Genomic DNA, 14,638 nt, shown 5'->3' with positions numbered 1-14,638 from the left:
CCTTCAAGGCTGGCCTGATAATAGTTTTTTCAGGGATGATATTCCGTTAAGACCCAACAGCAAAGCGTGTTTTCGGTTTCGCGGGCCAAGTGTCGCCAATTGGCCCCGCCCGAGGCATTGAATCCAGCGCTGCGCTCGGGCAAGAGGTGAGCAGAACAATGGGGGCAGGCGTGATCGAGCTGGACAATATCAGCTATACCTACGGCGGCGGCGAATTGCTGAGCGATGTTTCGCTGCAGTTGCAGCCGGGTTCGTTCCACTTTCTGACCGGCCCATCTGGTGCGGGCAAAACCACATTGCTGAAACTCTGCTATGGCGCGTTGCTGCCAACCTCGGGAAGGTTGATGGCCTTTGGTGAAGATATCGCCAGCATGGATCGTGATCAGATGGCGCTGCTGCGCCGTCGGATCGGCGTGGTGCATCAGGATTGCCGCTTTCTGGATCACATGACGCTGGCCGAAAATGTTGCGCTGCCGCTGATGGTCTCTGGGCGCTCTGAGAATGGGCAGCAAGACGACCTGACCGAGCTGCTGAGCTGGGTCGGACTTGGAAGCAGACTCGAAGCACACCCGCCCGAATTGTCGGGTGGGGAACGCCAGCGTGCCGCCTTGGCCCGCGCGGTCATTTTGTCGCCTGACGTGGTGCTTGCGGATGAGCCTACCGGCAACGTGGATTGGGAGATGTCTCAACGTCTGCTGCGCCTGCTGATCGAACTGAACCGGATGGGTAAAACCGTGCTGATCGCCACCCATGACCTAAGCCTGATCCGCGCCGCGAAAAGCCAAGTTCAGGCCCGTGTTCTGCGCATCGCGCAGCGCCGGGTGCAACTTGCGGGGGCGGATCTATGAGCAAGGGCACGATCCGCAATCTGCTGCGCCGTGACACCCGTGCTGATCGCGTTGTGCCGCCCACTGGTTTCACTGCTCAGCTGACCCTGTTTGTCTCGGGCGCGATGGCATTTCTCGCAGTATTTGCACTGGCCCTGTCGTTGGCCTCGGGCCGTGTGGCGGATCGCTGGGCCTCGGAACTGGCAGGGGCTGCGACATTGCGGATCAATGCCCCTGCGGATCAACGTGCGGCGCAAACCGAGGCAGCTTTGAACGTTCTCCAACAGACGCCGGGGGTCGCTTCGGCCCGCGCGTTGACGAGCGAAGAACAGGCCACACTGCTGTCGCCCTGGTTCGGACCGGACTTGCCTCTGGACACATTGCCAATCCCGCAGCTGATCGAGATTATCGAAGGGGAGCCCGGCCTGGATGCGGCTGGTCTGCGCCTGAGATTGGGGGCAGAAGTGCCGGGCGCGGTGCTGGATGATCACACCCGCTGGCGCGAGCCATTGGTTGATGCGGCCAATTCACTGCGGCGTCTGGGCTGGATTTCGATCCTGCTGATTGGTGGCGCTACTGCCGCTATGATCACCCTAGCCGCCAACGCCTCACTTGCCGCCAATGCGCAGATTATCGAGGTACTGCGTCAGGTCGGCGCGCGGGATCGGTTCATCGCCAGAGCTTTTGTGCGGCGCTTTACCTTCCGCGCGCTTTTCGGGGCGGCGGTTGGAACCCTGTTAGGTATGTCTGGTGTTTTACTGCTACCCGAGGCCTCGGATACTGGTGGATTTCTTACAGGGCTTGGGTTTCAAGGGATTGGATGGCTACTGCCGGTGCTGATACCAGTGTTGGGTGCCGCCGTTGCATTTCTGGCCACATGGTCGGCAGCACAGCGCAAGTTAAAGGAGCTTTCGTGATGTTCATGGCCATTCAATGGGTCCGGTCGCTGATCTTCATGATCACTATCTACGCCTGGATGCTGGTCCTCGGGATCATCTTTGCCCCCTATGCGCTGTTTGCCAAAAGTGGCGCTTTGCGCGCCTGTAAGACCTATGCGCGGACGACCAAATGGTTGGCCCGCTGGATGGTTGGCATTCGTTGTGAAGTGCGCGGAGAGGTGCCTCATGGTGAGGTTGTGATCGGCGCCAAGCACCAGTCGTTTCTGGACATCATCATAATCTTCGACGCCATCCCGCACGGCAAATTCATCATGAAGCGCGAGCTTTTGTGGACGCCGGTCATTGGCATGTATGCGCGCCGTCTGGGCTGTATCCCGGTCAATCGCGGCAAACGAGGGGCGGCGGTGGCCAAGATGGTCAAAGATGTTGCGCGCGAGTTCAGCGAACCCGGACAGTTGGTGATCTACCCGCAGGGAACGCGCGTCGCGCCGGGTGTGCACAAGCCCTACAAGGTCGGAACGGCGGTTCTGTATGAAGGCCTCGGGTTCCCGTGCGTGCCCGTTGCCACCAATGCGGGTGTCTTCTGGCCCAGAACCGGTGTCATGCGCAAGCCGGGCAACGCGATTGTCGATTTCCTTAATCCAATCGAGCCCGGCGTCGCACGAAATGACTTTCTTGAGCGGCTGGAAAACGTGATCGAGACTCGGTCGAACGAATTGATGCAGGAAGTGGGATTTGATCCGGATGGAGTTCATTAAGGACATCGCTACGCTCGAGGCGCTCTACGGGACGCCCGGTGCGCCATCTATACGCAAGGTGGCGCGGCAACTTACCCCGCTCTATCGCAAGTGGATCATGGCCTCGCGCCTGTGCATTCTTAGCACCGTCGGCCCCGAAGGTGTCGATGGCAGCCCGCGCGGAGACGACGGATCAGTCGTATTGGAACTGAATCCGGGCACTTTGGCCCTGCCGGATTGGCGAGGAAACAACCGTCTGGATTCACTGCGAAACATCGTTCAGGATCCCCGAGTGTCGCTGATGTTTTTGGTGCCCGGCTCGAACAACGTGGTTCGGGTAAATGGGAATGCTCAGTTGACCGATGACGACGACCTGCGCGCCCGTTTCGAGAAAAACGGAAAGCGCCCTGCGACCGTGATTTTGATTGAGTTATCCGAGGTCTACACCCAATGCGCCCGCGCCCTGATCCGAGCCGGAACCTGGAGCGGTCGCGATGAAACCGATGGCCTTCCGAGTGTTGGCGAGATTCTGTCTGAAATGACATCGGGTGAAGAGGGCGGCGCACAATATGATCAGGAATGGGGTGCCCGCGCCGCAAAGACTATGTGGTAGCAGCTTTGCCGCATAGTAACTTCAAAGCGCGGCGGCTCCCATTCTGGCCACTTTGCCGATCCAACGTTCAACGCTTCCGGGTTTCGGATAGCTTGCGCTGGCAAAATAGGTAAAGCGGGTAGGCTTGAACCCAACAAAGCCCAGAACCTGATCGCGAAGCTGCCGCAGCAGCGCCTGCCGATAGATTAAACGCATGAACCAGCCTGGCGTATCTGACGTCAGGATCACCCTTGCGGTGCGTCCGCTCAGCATCGGTGCTGGCAAACCGATCTTTGTTGTGTTCCGCGTATCGAACGTCCGTCCTGGGATGAATGTCCGGTCGATCAGGCCCTTCAGCTTGGCTGGCAGACCGCCCCACCACATCGGTGTCGTCAGGACCAGGTGCTCGCTCCACTCGATGTCCTGCAATACCTGTTCAAGCACGGGCTCAAGCGGTTTGAAATCCTCATAACTTCCCTGGCCAAAGTCGTGATCGAACTGCAGATCGCTCAGATGCACCATGCGAACCTTGTGACCTTTGGCAATGGCTGCGTCTGCATAGGTTTGTGCAAAGGTGCGCGACAGGCTGCTTTCGGCAGGGTGCCCATTGAGGACGAGTATCTTCTTAGCTGGCATTGCGAATCTCCAAAAATTGACCATGGTCACTTTGTAAGCGCGGAAAATGACCGCGGTCAATAATAAATTTGACCATGGTCAAAAAATGTGCAAGCAAGCACTATGCAAAGACCAATTCAAAAACGAACTCTTAAAACCAGAGCACGCCTGATCTCAGCCGCCAAGGACGTGATTCAGAAGGGCGGGTACGAAGCTCTGCGCGTGGAAGAGGTGGTTCAGGCTGCAGGCGTGGCCAAGGGGACATTCTTTGCGCATTTTCGCGACAAAGACGCGCTAATAGAAATCCTGCTGGTTGAAAAACTGAATGCCTGCCTTGATCAGGCAGAGGCCGGAAAGCCCCCAAAATCAGTGCCACAAATCATCGCGGCCCTAGAACCCGTACACAGTTTCATGACGGTTGAGCGCTATGTATTCGACCTGCTCATAAGGTATTCTGGCGCTACCGCAATCGCCGAAATCGGCCCAATCGCCTATTTCTTTGAACGATACTTCCGCGTTGTGATGATGTGGCTCGAAGATGCGGATGTTCGCCACGACGTTCCTTCAGAGCTTTTGGCCGAAGGAGTGCAGGCATTTGCAATTCAGGCCATGTCGCTAAAGTTCTGTGCGCTGCATGCCTCAAAAAGCTTCAGCGAAAGGCTTAAGGTTTATCTTGAGGCGTGGTTGACCCCGGCGAGATAATCGCCAGGGTCGGTCATTCAGCTATGAATCGGCCCGTCACCACAGGCGAGCGCCGCCTCACGCACGGCTTCGGAATAGGTCGGGTGCGCATGGCAGGTCAGGGCCAGATCTTCGGCTGAGGCGCCGAATTCCATGGCGACGCAGACCTCGTGGATTAGGTCTCCGGCCGCGGGGCCGATGATATGTGCGCCCAGAATGCGATCAGTATCTTTGTCTGCCAGAATCTTGACGAATCCGTCGGCCGCAAAATTCGCCTTGGCTCGGCCATTGCCCATGAACATGAACTTGCCGACCTTGTAGGCGCGACCCTGTTCCTTGAGTGTCGCTTCGGTCTCACCCACATTGGCCACCTCGGGCCAGGTGTAGATGACCCCCGGAATGACGCCATAGTTTACGTGACCGTGTTTGCCAGCGACCTGTTCGGCTGCAGCCATGCCCTCGTCTTCAGCCTTGTGCGCCAGCATCGGGCCTTCGGTCACGTCGCCGATGGCGTAGATGCCCGGCACATTGGTCTGCCAATCGGCCCCAACCTTGATCTGGCCGCGCGGGGTGATCTCGATGCCCAGAGCGTCCAGCCCCAGACCATCCGAGTACGGCTTGCGCCCGGTTGCCACCAGCACGGTATCGGCGTCGATCACATGCTCACTGTCGTCTTTGAGCAGCTTGTAGGTCACCTTGGCCTTGGTCTTGGTCGCCTCGGTCTTTTGCACGGCAGCGCCCATGACGAATTTCAAGCCCTGTTTCTTCAGGATGCGCTGGAAGGTCTTCTGCACCTCCGGGTCCATGCCCGGCGTGATTTCCTTGAGGAATTCGATCACCGTCACCTCGGCGCCCAAACGGCTGTAGACCGAACCCAGCTCAAGCCCGATCACACCGGCACCGATCACAATCATTTTCTTGGGAACTTTGCCCAGAGACAGCGCTCCGGTCGAAGTCACTACGACCTTTTCGTCAACCTCGACGCCGGGCAGCGCCGACGGCTCAGAGCCCGACGCGATGATGATGTTCTTGGCCTCATGCACCTCATCGCCAACCTTGACCTTGCCCGCAGCGGGGATCGAGCCCCAACCTTTCAGCCAATCGATCTTGTTCTTCTTGAACAAGAACTCGATGCCCTTGGTGTTGCCATCGATGACTTCATCCTTATAGGCCTGCATCTGCTTCCAATCGACCGAAGGCGATTTCCCCTTCAGACCCATCTTGGCAAAGTTATGTTCAGCTTCGTGCAACTGGTGACTGGCATGCAGCAAAGCTTTCGAGGGGATGCAGCCCACGTTAAGGCATGTCCCGCCCAGCGTCTCGCGTCCTTCGACCACAGCGGTCTTTAGACCCAGTTGAGCGCAGCGAATTGCGCAGACATAGCCGCCGGGCCCGGCGCCGATTACGATGACGTCATAATTTGCCATTACATTCTCCTAAATCGACCGGTCGCCCGGCACTTCCCCGACCCGATTTCGTGGGTCAGAAATATCTTTTGTCAAACGGGTTCCAGCAGCTTGATCGAGATATGCGCAATCCCACCACGCTCGTGATGCATCGCCAGTTCCTCGGACCCGAAAAAGGCACGGGCCTTGTCTAGGTTCACGACCTCGAACATTGCAATCGCATGGTCCTTCTGATCGGGATCACGCCAGACATGCAGGTCGCGGATACCCGCGGCCTTACGCATCGGCATATCCTCGCGGAACACTTTTAGCCAGGCGTCGAAATCGGCCACATCGGCCTGCCAGAGTACATGTGTTGCCATCTTATAGATCCATCAACAGGCGGCGTGGGTCTTCAAGCGCTTCTTTCACGCGAACCAGGAAGGTCACCGCACCCTTGCCGTCAACAATACGGTGGTCATAGGACAGAGCCAGATACATCATCGGGCGGATCTTGATCTCGCCATTGATGACCATCGGGCGGTCCTGAATCTTGTGCATTCCCAGAATACCTGATTGCGGCGGGTTCAGGATCGGTGAAGACATCAACGAGCCATAGACGCCACCGTTCGAGATCGTGAATGTACCGCCCTGCATTTCAGCCATCGAAAGCTTGCCGTCGCGTGCGCGCTTGCCCTTTTCAGCAATGGCTTTCTCGATCGCTGCGAAGGACATGCTGTCGGCGTCGCGGATCACCGGAACCACCAGTCCCTGAGGCGTACCAGCGGCGACGCCCATATGCACAAAGTTCTTGTAGACGATGTCATTGCCGTCGATCTCGGCATTCACTTCGGGCACTTCTTTCAGCGCATGACAGCAGGCCTTGGTGAAGAAGGACATAAAGCCCAGACGCACGCCGTGCTTTTTCTCGAACTGGTCTTTGTATTGATTACGCAGGGCCATCACCTCGGTCATGTCCACCTCGTTATAGGTGGTCAGGATGGCCGCTGTATTTTGCGCATCCTTCAGGCGCTTGGCGATGGTCTGGCGCAGACGGGTCATGCGCACGCGCTCTTCGCGGCTCTCATCCTCGGCAGCCACAGGAGCGCGTGGAGCTTGCGCCGCGGGAGCGGGGGCAGCCGCCGCAGGCGCTGGGGCTGTAGCTGCTGCAGCAACTGCCTTTGCCACGTCTTCTTTCATGATACGCCCATCGCGACCGGTGCCGGTGACCTGATCGGCGGTCAGACCGGCTTCGGCCATCGCTTTCTCAGCTGATGGTGCGTTGGACACGTCTTTACCTGTGCTGGCAGCAGTCGGAGCGACAGCGGCCGCAACCGGAGCGCTTGCCACACCTGCGGCCGAGCCCGAGATCACCGCCAGCTTGGCAGACGCATCGACCGTGCTGCCTTCGGGGGCAACGATCTCTGCCAGAACGCCTGCCGCCGGGGCCGGAACTTCGACCGAGACCTTGTCGGTTTCCAATTCGCACAGCATCTCATCCTGTGCGACGTTGTCACCAACCTGTTTGAACCATGTCGAAACGGTTGCCTCGGTCACGGATTCGCCCAGCGTCGGCACCATGACGTCCACGCTGCCACCTGCCGCAGCCGGCGCTGCTGCAGCTGGGGCCGGGGCCGCCGCTGCCGGAGCAGGCGCTGCCCCTTCGCCAGCGGTGATGGTGGCCAGCAATGCATCGACACCCACTGTCTCACCTTCGGCAGCGACAATCTCGCCCATCACACCTGCGGTAGGCGAGGGCACTTCGACCGTCACCTTGTCAGTTTCCAGCTCACACAGCATTTCATCAACTGCCACGGCGTCGCCGGGTTTCTTGAACCATGTCGCAACGGTGGCTTCGGTGACAGACTCGCCCAGCGTGGGAACACGAACTTCAATCGTCATCGTTTACTTTCCTTCAATGCTCAGCGCTTCGTTCACCAGCGCTTCTTGTTGGGCTTTGTGTTGGCTGGCCAGACCCGTTGCAGGCGAGGCCGAGGTTGCGCGACCGGCATAGACCGGACGGGTGTGTTTTGCGCCAATGCGGGTCAGAACCCATTCGATATTGGGTTCGATAAAGGTCCAGGCCCCCTGGTTCTTGGGCTCTTCCTGACACCAGACCATCTCGGCACCTTTGAAACGCTCAAGTTCGTTGATCAGCGAATGCGCAGGGAAGGGATAGTATTGCTCGATTCGCATCAGGTAGATGTCATCGATGCCGCGCGCATCGCGTTCTTCCAGCAAGTCAAAGTAAACCTTGCCCGAACACATCACCACGCGCTTGATCTTGTCATCTGCCACCAGCTTGGTGTCAGAGTTGCCCTTCTGCGCGTCATCCCACAGCACCCGGTGGAAGCTGGAGCCTGTGGTGAAGTCATCCGCCGTGCTAACCGCCAGTTTATGACGCAGCAGCGACTTTGGCGTCACCAGGATCAGAGGTTTGCGGAAAGTCCGGTGCAACTGACGGCGCAGGATGTGGAAATAGTTCGCGGGCGTCGTACAGTTCGCCACGATCCAGTTGTCCTGACCGCACATCTGCAGGAACCTTTCCAGGCGCGCGGATGAGTGTTCCGGGCCTTGCCCTTCGAACCCGTGCGGCAGCAACGTGACCAGACCGGACATCCGCAGCCACTTGCTTTCACCCGAGCTGATGAACTGGTCGAACATGATCTGCGCGCCGTTGGCGAAATCACCGAACTGTGCTTCCCAAAGGACCAGAGCGTTAGGCTCGGCCAGAGAATATCCGTATTCGAATCCCAAGACCGCATATTCGCTGAGCATCGAGTCAATCACGTCATAATGAGATTGGCCCTTGCGGATGTTGTTCAGCGGGTAGTAGCGCTCTTCGGTTTCCTGATGGACAAATCCGGAATGGCGTTGGCTGAATGTACCTCGCGTCGCGTCCTGTCCGGCCAGTCGCACTGGGTAGCCCTCGGTCAGCAGCGAGCCAAACGCCAGAGCCTCGCCAGTTGCCCAGTCAAAGCCGGTCCCGTTTTCGAACATCTGTTTCTTGTGTTCCAGCAATCGTCCGACGGTTTTATGCATCGCAAAACCTTCGGGTGCTGTGGTCAGGGCGGTCCCGATCTCGGCCAGCGTATCCGCTGAGATCGCGGTTTCGCCGCGCATGTATTCTTCTTTGTTCTTGTCCAGATGCGACCAGCGCCCATCCAGCCAATCGGCTTTGTTGGGCTTATAGTCTCTCCCGGCGTCGAACTCTTCGTTCAGATGGGCCTGAAAGGCGGCCTTCATATCCTCGATTTCGCCTTCGGGGATCAGGCCGTCTTTGACCAGACGTTCCGTGTATAGCGACAGCGTAGTCTTATGCGTCTTGATTTTCTTGTACATGATCGGGTTGGTGAACATGGGCTCATCGCCCTCGTTATGACCAAACCGGCGGTAGCAGAAGATATCAAGCACCACGTCTTTGTGGAACTTCTGACGGAATTCGGTCGCCACCTTGGCGGCATGCACCACCGCCTCGGGGTCGTCACCGTTCACATGGAAGATCGGCGCTTCAACCATCAGCGCGATATCCGTCGGATAAGGGCTGGAGCGCGAGAAATGCGGTGCGGTGGTAAAGCCGATCTGGTTGTTCACCACGATATGCATGGTGCCGCCGGTCTTGTGCCCTTTCAGACCCGACAGGCCGAACCCTTCAGCCACCACACCTTGTCCGGCAAAGGCCGCATCGCCGTGCAGCAGAATGCCCATAACCTTGGTGCGGTCTTCGTCGTTCAACTGATCCTGCTTGGCGCGAACCTTGCCCAGAACCACCGGGTTCACCGCCTCAAGGTGCGAGGGGTTGGCGGTCAGCGATAAGTGCACTGAGTTGCCGTCAAACTCCCGGTCACTGGATGCACCGAGGTGATACTTCACGTCACCCGATCCATCCACATCCTCAGGCTTGAAGCTGCCGCCCTGGAATTCGTTGAATATGGCGCGATAGGGCTTGCCCATCACATTGGCCAAAATATTCAGACGCCCCCGGTGCGGCATCCCGATGACGATGTCCTGCAATCCCAACGCACCGCCGCGCTTGATAATCTGTTCCATTGCAGGGATCAGGCTTTCGCCACCGTCTAAACCGAACCGCTTGGTGCCCATGTACTTGACATGCAGAAATTTCTCGAAGCCCTCGGCCTGGACCATCTTATTCAGGATCGCCTTGCGGCCCTCTTTGGTGAAGGCGATTTCCTTGCCGTACCCTTCGATCCTTTCCTTCAGCCAAGCGGCCTCTTCCGGGTTCGAGATGTGCATATATTGCAGCGCGAAGGTGCCACAGTAAGTCCGTTTCACAATCTCAACGATCTGGCGCATGCTGGCCATCTGCAGGCCCAGGACGTTGTCGATAAAGATCGGGCGGTCCATATCCGCATCGGTGAAGCCGTAGGTCTTTGGATCCAGTTCAGGATGGGTACTTGCGGCGCGCATCCCCAGCGGATCCAGATCCGCAGCCAGGTGGCCCCGGATGCGATAGGCCCGGATCAGCATCAGCGCCCGCAAACTGTCCAGCACCGCGCGCTTGATCTGGTCTTCGCTGACCTCAACGCCCTTGGCCGCGGCCTTGTCCTTGATCTTCTTGCCCGCCGCCTTGGCATCGATCTCGGCCCATTCCCCAGTCAACGCACCCGTCAGATCATCCGCTGGCATCGGAGGCCAATCACTGCGCGCCCACGTTGGCCCCTCGGCCTCGCGCTGCACATCCGGCGCGTCATCGCCCATGGCCTTGAAAAATTCGACCCAGGCGGCGTCTACCGCGCCGGGGTTCTTGGTGTACTGGGCATAAAGCTGCTCCAGATATTCGGCATTATGCCCCTGCATGAAGCTGGAGGCATGAAAGGCTGAGTTGGGCGAGTGTTCGGTCATTGGGCTACCTCATATGGGTTGGGACCGTATTGGTTGGTGCCTGGTTCGCTGGGGCGGGTCAGCCACCACAGAACCAGGAGGGGCGACACAAATAGGACAAGAAGTGTCGGTATGACGATAAGAAGAGTTGCGCGGGTGAACAGGATATCCAACGTGCCGCCATGGAATTGGCTGGCAAGGCCGATGCCAAAGATCAGAACAGCCAGCGCACCGAGGATCAGCAAGATCGGCAACAAGGCATAAAGCCCGCTGCGTCCAGTATCATGCATCCGCCGCCACGCGACAGCCAGATGCGGGAAGAAGACAATAAGGCTGACGATGCTTTGGACCGGGCCTGTCGAAGTGGCCGTGACGGATTTGGTAGTCTCCGTTTCGGTCACTGCGACCTGAGTGAAGAACTGCCAGTCAATGATCCCGGCAATAATGCTCCAGATCACAATGAACAGGAAAAAAAACCAGTATTCGGGCCGCGAGGCACGGCCCGAAAAGCTGAAAAACTTGGAGAAACAGGTTTTAATGGCTTCGCCGAAAGTCATGTTTACCGCTCCTCCCAAAGCAGTCAAATTCTGGTCAACCGATGGCTTCCAGCACAGCCTCACCCAGCTGCGCCGGGCTTTCGGCCACGACAATACCGGCCGAGCGCATGGCTTCGATCTTGTCTTCGGCGCCACCTTTGCCGCCGGCGACAATCGCGCCCGCGTGGCCCATGCGGCGGCCCGGAGGGGCTGTGCGGCCTGCGATGAACCCGGCGGTCGGTTTTTTGCGGCCCTTCTTGGCCTCATCCGCCAGGAACTGCGCGGCTTCTTCCTCAGCCGAGCCACCGATCTCACCGATCATAATGATCGAGTGGGTTTCGTCATCGGCCAAGAACCACTCCAGCACGTCGATATGCTCGGTCCCTTTGATCGGGTCGCCGCCGATGCCCACGCAGGTGGACTGGCCCAGACCCACATCGGTGGTTTGCTTGACGGCCTCATAGGTCAGGGTGCCCGAACGCGACACAACTCCGACCGAGCCGCGCTTGTGAATGTGGCCGGGCATAATACCGATCTTGCAGGCATCCGGCGTGATTACACCGGGGCAGTTCGGGCCGATCAGGCGCGAGTTCGAGCCTTCCAGCGCGCGCTTTACCTTCATCATGTCCAGAACCGGGATGCCTTCGGTGATGCAGACGATCACCTCCATCTCGGCATCAATCGCCTCAAGGATCGAGTCAGCCGCAAACGGCGGCGGAACATAGATCACTGAGGCGTTGGCTTCGGTCACATGCTTGGCCTCGTGGACCGAGTTGAACACGGGCAGGTCAAGATGTGTCATCCCGCCTTTGCCGGGCGTCACGCCGCCTACCATCTTGGTGCCATAAGCAATGGCTTGTTCAGAGTGGAATGTGCCCTGCGAGCCGGTAAAGCCCTGACAGATCACTTTGGTATTTTCGTCGATGAGGACTGCCATCTGGCGTTCTCCTTTGTAGGGCGGTCTTCAGCCCGCCAAAATCTTGGGAAAGGTGGGCTGATGCCCACCCTACGGGATGACACTCAGCCTTTGACGGCCTTCACGATCTTCTCGGCACCGTCTTTCAGGTTGTCCGCCGCGATCACGTCCAGGCCAGAGGTGTTGATGATCTCTTTGCCTTTCTCAACGTTTGTGCCTTCCAGACGCACGACTAGCGGCACCTGCAGGCCGACCTCTTTCACCGCTGCGACTACGCCTTCGGCGATGACGTCACAGCGCATGATGCCGCCGAAGATGTTGACCAGGATGCCTTTGACCTGCGGGTCGCTGGTGATGATCTTGAACGCCTCGGTAACTTTCTCTTTGGTGGCACCGCCGCCCACATCAAGGAAGTTGGCAGGCTCGGCCCCATAAAGCTTGATGATATCCATCGTCGCCATCGCCAGACCAGCACCGTTAACCATGCAGCCGATCTCACCATCCAGGGCGATGTAGTTCAGGTCGTATTTCGACGCTTCCAGTTCCTTGGGGTCTTCCTCGGTCGTGTCACGCAGTTCGGCGATATCCGGGTGGCGGTAGACCGCGTTGCCATCAAAGCCGACTTTCGCGTCCAGCACTTTCAGGTCGCCACTGTCGGAAACGATCAGTGGGTTGATCTCCAACATCTCCATGTCCTTCTCGACGAAGGCGTTATAGAGCTGGTTCATCAGCTTGACGCATTGCTTGACCTGCACCCCTTGCAGACCCAGCGAAAAGGCGATGCGGCGGCCGTGATAAGCCTGATAGCCGGTCGCAGGATCCACCGAGAAGGACAGGATTTTCTCTGGCGTGGCAGCGGCCACTTCTTCGATGTCCATGCCGCCTTCGGTCGAGCAGACAAACGAGATGCGGCTAGTCTGGCGATCCACCAGCAGGGCCAGATACAGCTCGCGTTCGATGCCGGACCCGGCTTCGATATAGATGCGGTTGACTTGTTTGCCTGCGGGGCCGGTCTGATGTGTGACCAGCGTGCGGCCTAGCATCTTCTTGGCTTCTTCGGCGGCCTCTTCCACCGACTTGGTCAGACGGACACCGCCCTTTTCACCGGCGTCGGCTTCTTTGAAGCTGCCTTTACCGCGCCCACCTGCGTGGATTTGTGCTTTTACAACCCATAAAGGGCCATCCAGTTCACCGGCTGCGGTTTTGGCTTCCTCGGCGCGCAAAACCGCGCGACCGTCGGAGACCGGAGCGCCATAGCTGCGCAAAAGAGCTTTGGCCTGATATTCGTGAATGTTCATCGAAATTGTCCCGTCTGACTACGATTACCCTGTTATAGGCGTGTCTAAGCGCCAAAATTAAAGAGTTTTTTGACGTGTCACGGGAAATTGTCGAAGATTTTCAGGATTTGTGATCACAGGTTTTTGGGGTGTGATCACAAAGTTTGAGCAAAGCGTGAGCTTGATTCGATGATGCAGGTTCGCGCGAAGAAAACACATTCATACACGTGACTTTCGGCGTTTGCGCCAACATCTCTGACTCATGATGTATGGCATAAAAGAAAACCGGCCCACCAAGGGCCGGTTTCAAATTCTTCACTGCTGACGATTAGACCAGCGAGCTATCGATGCCTTTGCAAGCTTCGATCAGACCCTTCACAGCATTCACCGAGTTGTCGAAACCGGCCTGCTCTTCTTCGTTCAGCTTGATGTTGACGACCCGTTCGACGCCACCGGCGCCGATCACGGTAGGAACGCCGACATACATGCCTTCTACTCCAAGCTCGCCATCGCAATAAGCGGCGCAAGGCAGAACACGTTTCTGGTCTTTCAGATAGGCCTCGGCCATTTCAATCGCCGAAGTGGCGGGCGCGTAGAAGGCCGACCCGGTTTTCAACAGGCCAACGATTTCAGCACCGCCGTCACGGGTGCGCTGAACGATGGCGTCCAGTTTTTCTTGTGTGGTCCAGCCCATCTCAACCAGATCAGGCAGCGGGATACCGGCGACGGTCGAGTAACGAACCGACGGCACCATGGTGTCGCCGTGGCCACCCAGAACAAACGCTGTGACGTCGCGCATCGAGACGTTAAACTCTTCCGACAGGAAGTGTGCAAAACGGCCCGAATCCAGAACGCCCGCCATGCCGCAAACCTTGTTATGCGGCAGGCCCGAGAATTCACGTAAGGCCCAGACCATCGCGTCCAGCGGGTTGGTGATGCAGATGACGAACGCTTCAGGCGCATTGGCGGCGATGCCTTCGCCAACCGATTTCATGACTTTCAGGTTGATGCCCAGCAGATCATCGCGGCTCATGCCCGGCTTGCGCGGCACGCCAGCGGTGACGATGCAGACGTCGGCGCCCGCGATATCCTCGTAGGATTGGGTGCCTTTCAGCTTGGCGTCGAACCCTTCGGAAGGGCCGGATTCGGCGATATCCAGCGCCTTGCCTTCCGGGGTGCCTTCGGCGATGTCGAACAGGACAACGTCACCGAGTTCCTTCATTGCAGCGAGGTGGGCGAGCGTGCCGCCGATCTGACCTGCGCCGATCAGCGCGATCTTGGGTCTGGCCATTTGGAATATCTCCGATGGGTTTTGAAATCGCGGTTTTGCT

The 14,638-nt window shown here is 58.1% G+C and carries 14 protein-coding genes; 5 read left to right on the top strand and 9 right to left on the bottom strand.

Features of this window, described 5'->3' with window-relative positions; genetic code table 11:
* Positions 1-170: 170 nt before the first annotated feature.
* From ACR3EJ_RS01520 to ACR3EJ_RS01505, 4 genes are read left to right on the top strand one after another with little or no spacing between them, the layout of a single operon-like run.
* Positions 171-848, top strand: a complete 678-nt coding sequence (locus ACR3EJ_RS01520; protein ID WP_170544904.1) for a cell division ATP-binding protein FtsE — start codon at positions 171-173, stop codon at positions 846-848.
* Entirely contained in the window at positions 845-1,744 is a 900-nt protein-coding gene (locus tag ACR3EJ_RS01515; RefSeq protein WP_170544639.1) for a cell division protein FtsX, read from the top strand. Before ACR3EJ_RS01520 ends, ACR3EJ_RS01515 begins: the two co-directional genes overlap by 4 nt.
* Positions 1,744-2,484, top strand: coding sequence for a lysophospholipid acyltransferase family protein (locus tag ACR3EJ_RS01510; protein WP_010443682.1), 741 nt, complete (start codon positions 1,744-1,746; stop codon positions 2,482-2,484). The genes ACR3EJ_RS01515 and ACR3EJ_RS01510 overlap by 1 nt, the downstream gene beginning before the upstream one ends.
* Positions 2,471-3,076 (top strand): pyridoxamine 5'-phosphate oxidase family protein, encoded by a 606-nt coding sequence (locus tag ACR3EJ_RS01505; RefSeq protein ID WP_170544636.1) that lies wholly within the window; start codon positions 2,471-2,473, stop codon positions 3,074-3,076. Before ACR3EJ_RS01510 ends, ACR3EJ_RS01505 begins: the two co-directional genes overlap by 14 nt.
* Before the next feature lie 21 nt (positions 3,077-3,097).
* Here the strand turns inward: ACR3EJ_RS01505 and ACR3EJ_RS01500 are convergent, their stop codons facing one another.
* Positions 3,098-3,691 carry an NAD(P)H-dependent oxidoreductase gene (locus ACR3EJ_RS01500; RefSeq protein WP_170544633.1) on the bottom strand — a complete coding sequence of 198 codons (594 nt, stop codon included), beginning with the start codon at positions 3,689-3,691 and terminating at the stop codon, positions 3,098-3,100.
* Between the two features lie 102 nt (positions 3,692-3,793).
* Between ACR3EJ_RS01500 and ACR3EJ_RS01495 the strand changes: the two genes are divergently transcribed.
* Positions 3,794-4,372, top strand: a complete 579-nt coding sequence (locus tag ACR3EJ_RS01495; protein ID WP_170544630.1) for a TetR/AcrR family transcriptional regulator — start codon at positions 3,794-3,796, stop codon at positions 4,370-4,372.
* A gap of 17 nt (positions 4,373-4,389) precedes the next feature.
* On the opposite strand, the gene lpdA is transcribed toward ACR3EJ_RS01495, so the two are convergent.
* The 8 genes from lpdA to mdh all read right to left on the bottom strand — a co-directional run bounded on the left by lpdA (position 4,390) and on the right by mdh (position 14,598).
* On the bottom strand, positions 4,390-5,778 hold the full coding sequence (gene lpdA / locus ACR3EJ_RS01490) for a dihydrolipoyl dehydrogenase (protein WP_170544627.1): 1,389 nt from the start codon (positions 5,776-5,778) through the stop codon (positions 4,390-4,392).
* Between the two features lie 71 nt (positions 5,779-5,849).
* Entirely contained in the window at positions 5,850-6,119 is a 270-nt protein-coding gene (locus ACR3EJ_RS01485; RefSeq protein ID WP_010443693.1) for a hypothetical protein, read from the bottom strand.
* Between the two features lies 1 nt (position 6,120).
* Complete coding sequence (gene odhB, locus ACR3EJ_RS01480) at positions 6,121-7,638, bottom strand: 2-oxoglutarate dehydrogenase complex dihydrolipoyllysine-residue succinyltransferase (protein ID WP_170544624.1); 1,518 nt, start codon at positions 7,636-7,638, stop codon at positions 6,121-6,123.
* 3 nt (positions 7,639-7,641) lie between these two features.
* The gene (locus ACR3EJ_RS01475; RefSeq protein WP_170544622.1) at positions 7,642-10,599 is read right to left on the bottom strand and encodes a 2-oxoglutarate dehydrogenase E1 component; all 2,958 of its coding nucleotides are present in this window, start codon (positions 10,597-10,599) and stop codon (positions 7,642-7,644) included.
* Positions 10,596-11,135, bottom strand: coding sequence for a DUF805 domain-containing protein (locus ACR3EJ_RS01470; protein WP_170544619.1), 540 nt, complete (start codon positions 11,133-11,135; stop codon positions 10,596-10,598). The genes ACR3EJ_RS01475 and ACR3EJ_RS01470 overlap by 4 nt, the downstream gene beginning before the upstream one ends.
* A 34-nt stretch (positions 11,136-11,169) precedes the next feature.
* Complete coding sequence (gene sucD, locus ACR3EJ_RS01465; RefSeq protein ID WP_170544616.1) at positions 11,170-12,051, bottom strand: succinate--CoA ligase subunit alpha; 882 nt, start codon at positions 12,049-12,051, stop codon at positions 11,170-11,172.
* Positions 12,052-12,134: 83 nt separating this feature from the next.
* On the bottom strand, positions 12,135-13,328 hold the full coding sequence (gene sucC, locus ACR3EJ_RS01460; protein ID WP_170544613.1) for an ADP-forming succinate--CoA ligase subunit beta: 1,194 nt from the start codon (positions 13,326-13,328) through the stop codon (positions 12,135-12,137).
* 307 nt (positions 13,329-13,635) lie between these two features.
* A complete protein-coding gene (mdh, locus tag ACR3EJ_RS01455) occupies positions 13,636-14,598 on the bottom strand; it encodes a malate dehydrogenase (RefSeq protein ID WP_170544610.1) in 963 nt (320 codons plus the stop codon).
* Positions 14,599-14,638: the final 40 nt, after the last annotated feature.

This window comes from Ruegeria sp. AB11 (genome assembly GCF_056536325.1).
Note: the sequence above shows the minus strand (reverse complement) of the source record. Positions and strands in the feature narration are given on the sequence as shown.

What these genes read in the sequence shown, in the direction of transcription:
- ACR3EJ_RS01510 (WP_010443682.1), top strand. Translation starts at nt 1,744, where the DNA reads ATGTTCATGGCCATTCAATGGGTCCGGTCGCTGATCTTCATGATCACT.
- ACR3EJ_RS01475 (WP_170544622.1), bottom strand. Translation starts at nt 10,599, where the DNA reads ATGACCGAACACTCGCCCAACTCAGCCTTTCATGCCTCCAGCTTCATG.
- odhB (WP_170544624.1), bottom strand. Translation starts at nt 7,638, where the DNA reads ATGACGATTGAAGTTCGTGTTCCCACGCTGGGCGAGTCTGTCACCGAA.
- ACR3EJ_RS01470 (WP_170544619.1), bottom strand. Translation starts at nt 11,135, where the DNA reads ATGACTTTCGGCGAAGCCATTAAAACCTGTTTCTCCAAGTTTTTCAGC.
- mdh (WP_170544610.1), bottom strand. Translation starts at nt 14,598, where the DNA reads ATGGCCAGACCCAAGATCGCGCTGATCGGCGCAGGTCAGATCGGCGGC.
- ACR3EJ_RS01500 (WP_170544633.1), bottom strand. Translation starts at nt 3,691, where the DNA reads ATGCCAGCTAAGAAGATACTCGTCCTCAATGGGCACCCTGCCGAAAGC.
- ACR3EJ_RS01495 (WP_170544630.1), top strand. Translation starts at nt 3,794, where the DNA reads ATGCAAAGACCAATTCAAAAACGAACTCTTAAAACCAGAGCACGCCTG.
- ACR3EJ_RS01505 (WP_170544636.1), top strand. Translation starts at nt 2,471, where the DNA reads ATGGAGTTCATTAAGGACATCGCTACGCTCGAGGCGCTCTACGGGACG.
- lpdA (WP_170544627.1), bottom strand. Translation starts at nt 5,778, where the DNA reads ATGGCAAATTATGACGTCATCGTAATCGGCGCCGGGCCCGGCGGCTAT.
- sucC (WP_170544613.1), bottom strand. Translation starts at nt 13,328, where the DNA reads ATGAACATTCACGAATATCAGGCCAAAGCTCTTTTGCGCAGCTATGGC.
- sucD (WP_170544616.1), bottom strand. Translation starts at nt 12,051, where the DNA reads ATGGCAGTCCTCATCGACGAAAATACCAAAGTGATCTGTCAGGGCTTT.
- ACR3EJ_RS01515 (WP_170544639.1), top strand. Translation starts at nt 845, where the DNA reads ATGAGCAAGGGCACGATCCGCAATCTGCTGCGCCGTGACACCCGTGCT.
- ACR3EJ_RS01485 (WP_010443693.1), bottom strand. Translation starts at nt 6,119, where the DNA reads ATGGCAACACATGTACTCTGGCAGGCCGATGTGGCCGATTTCGACGCC.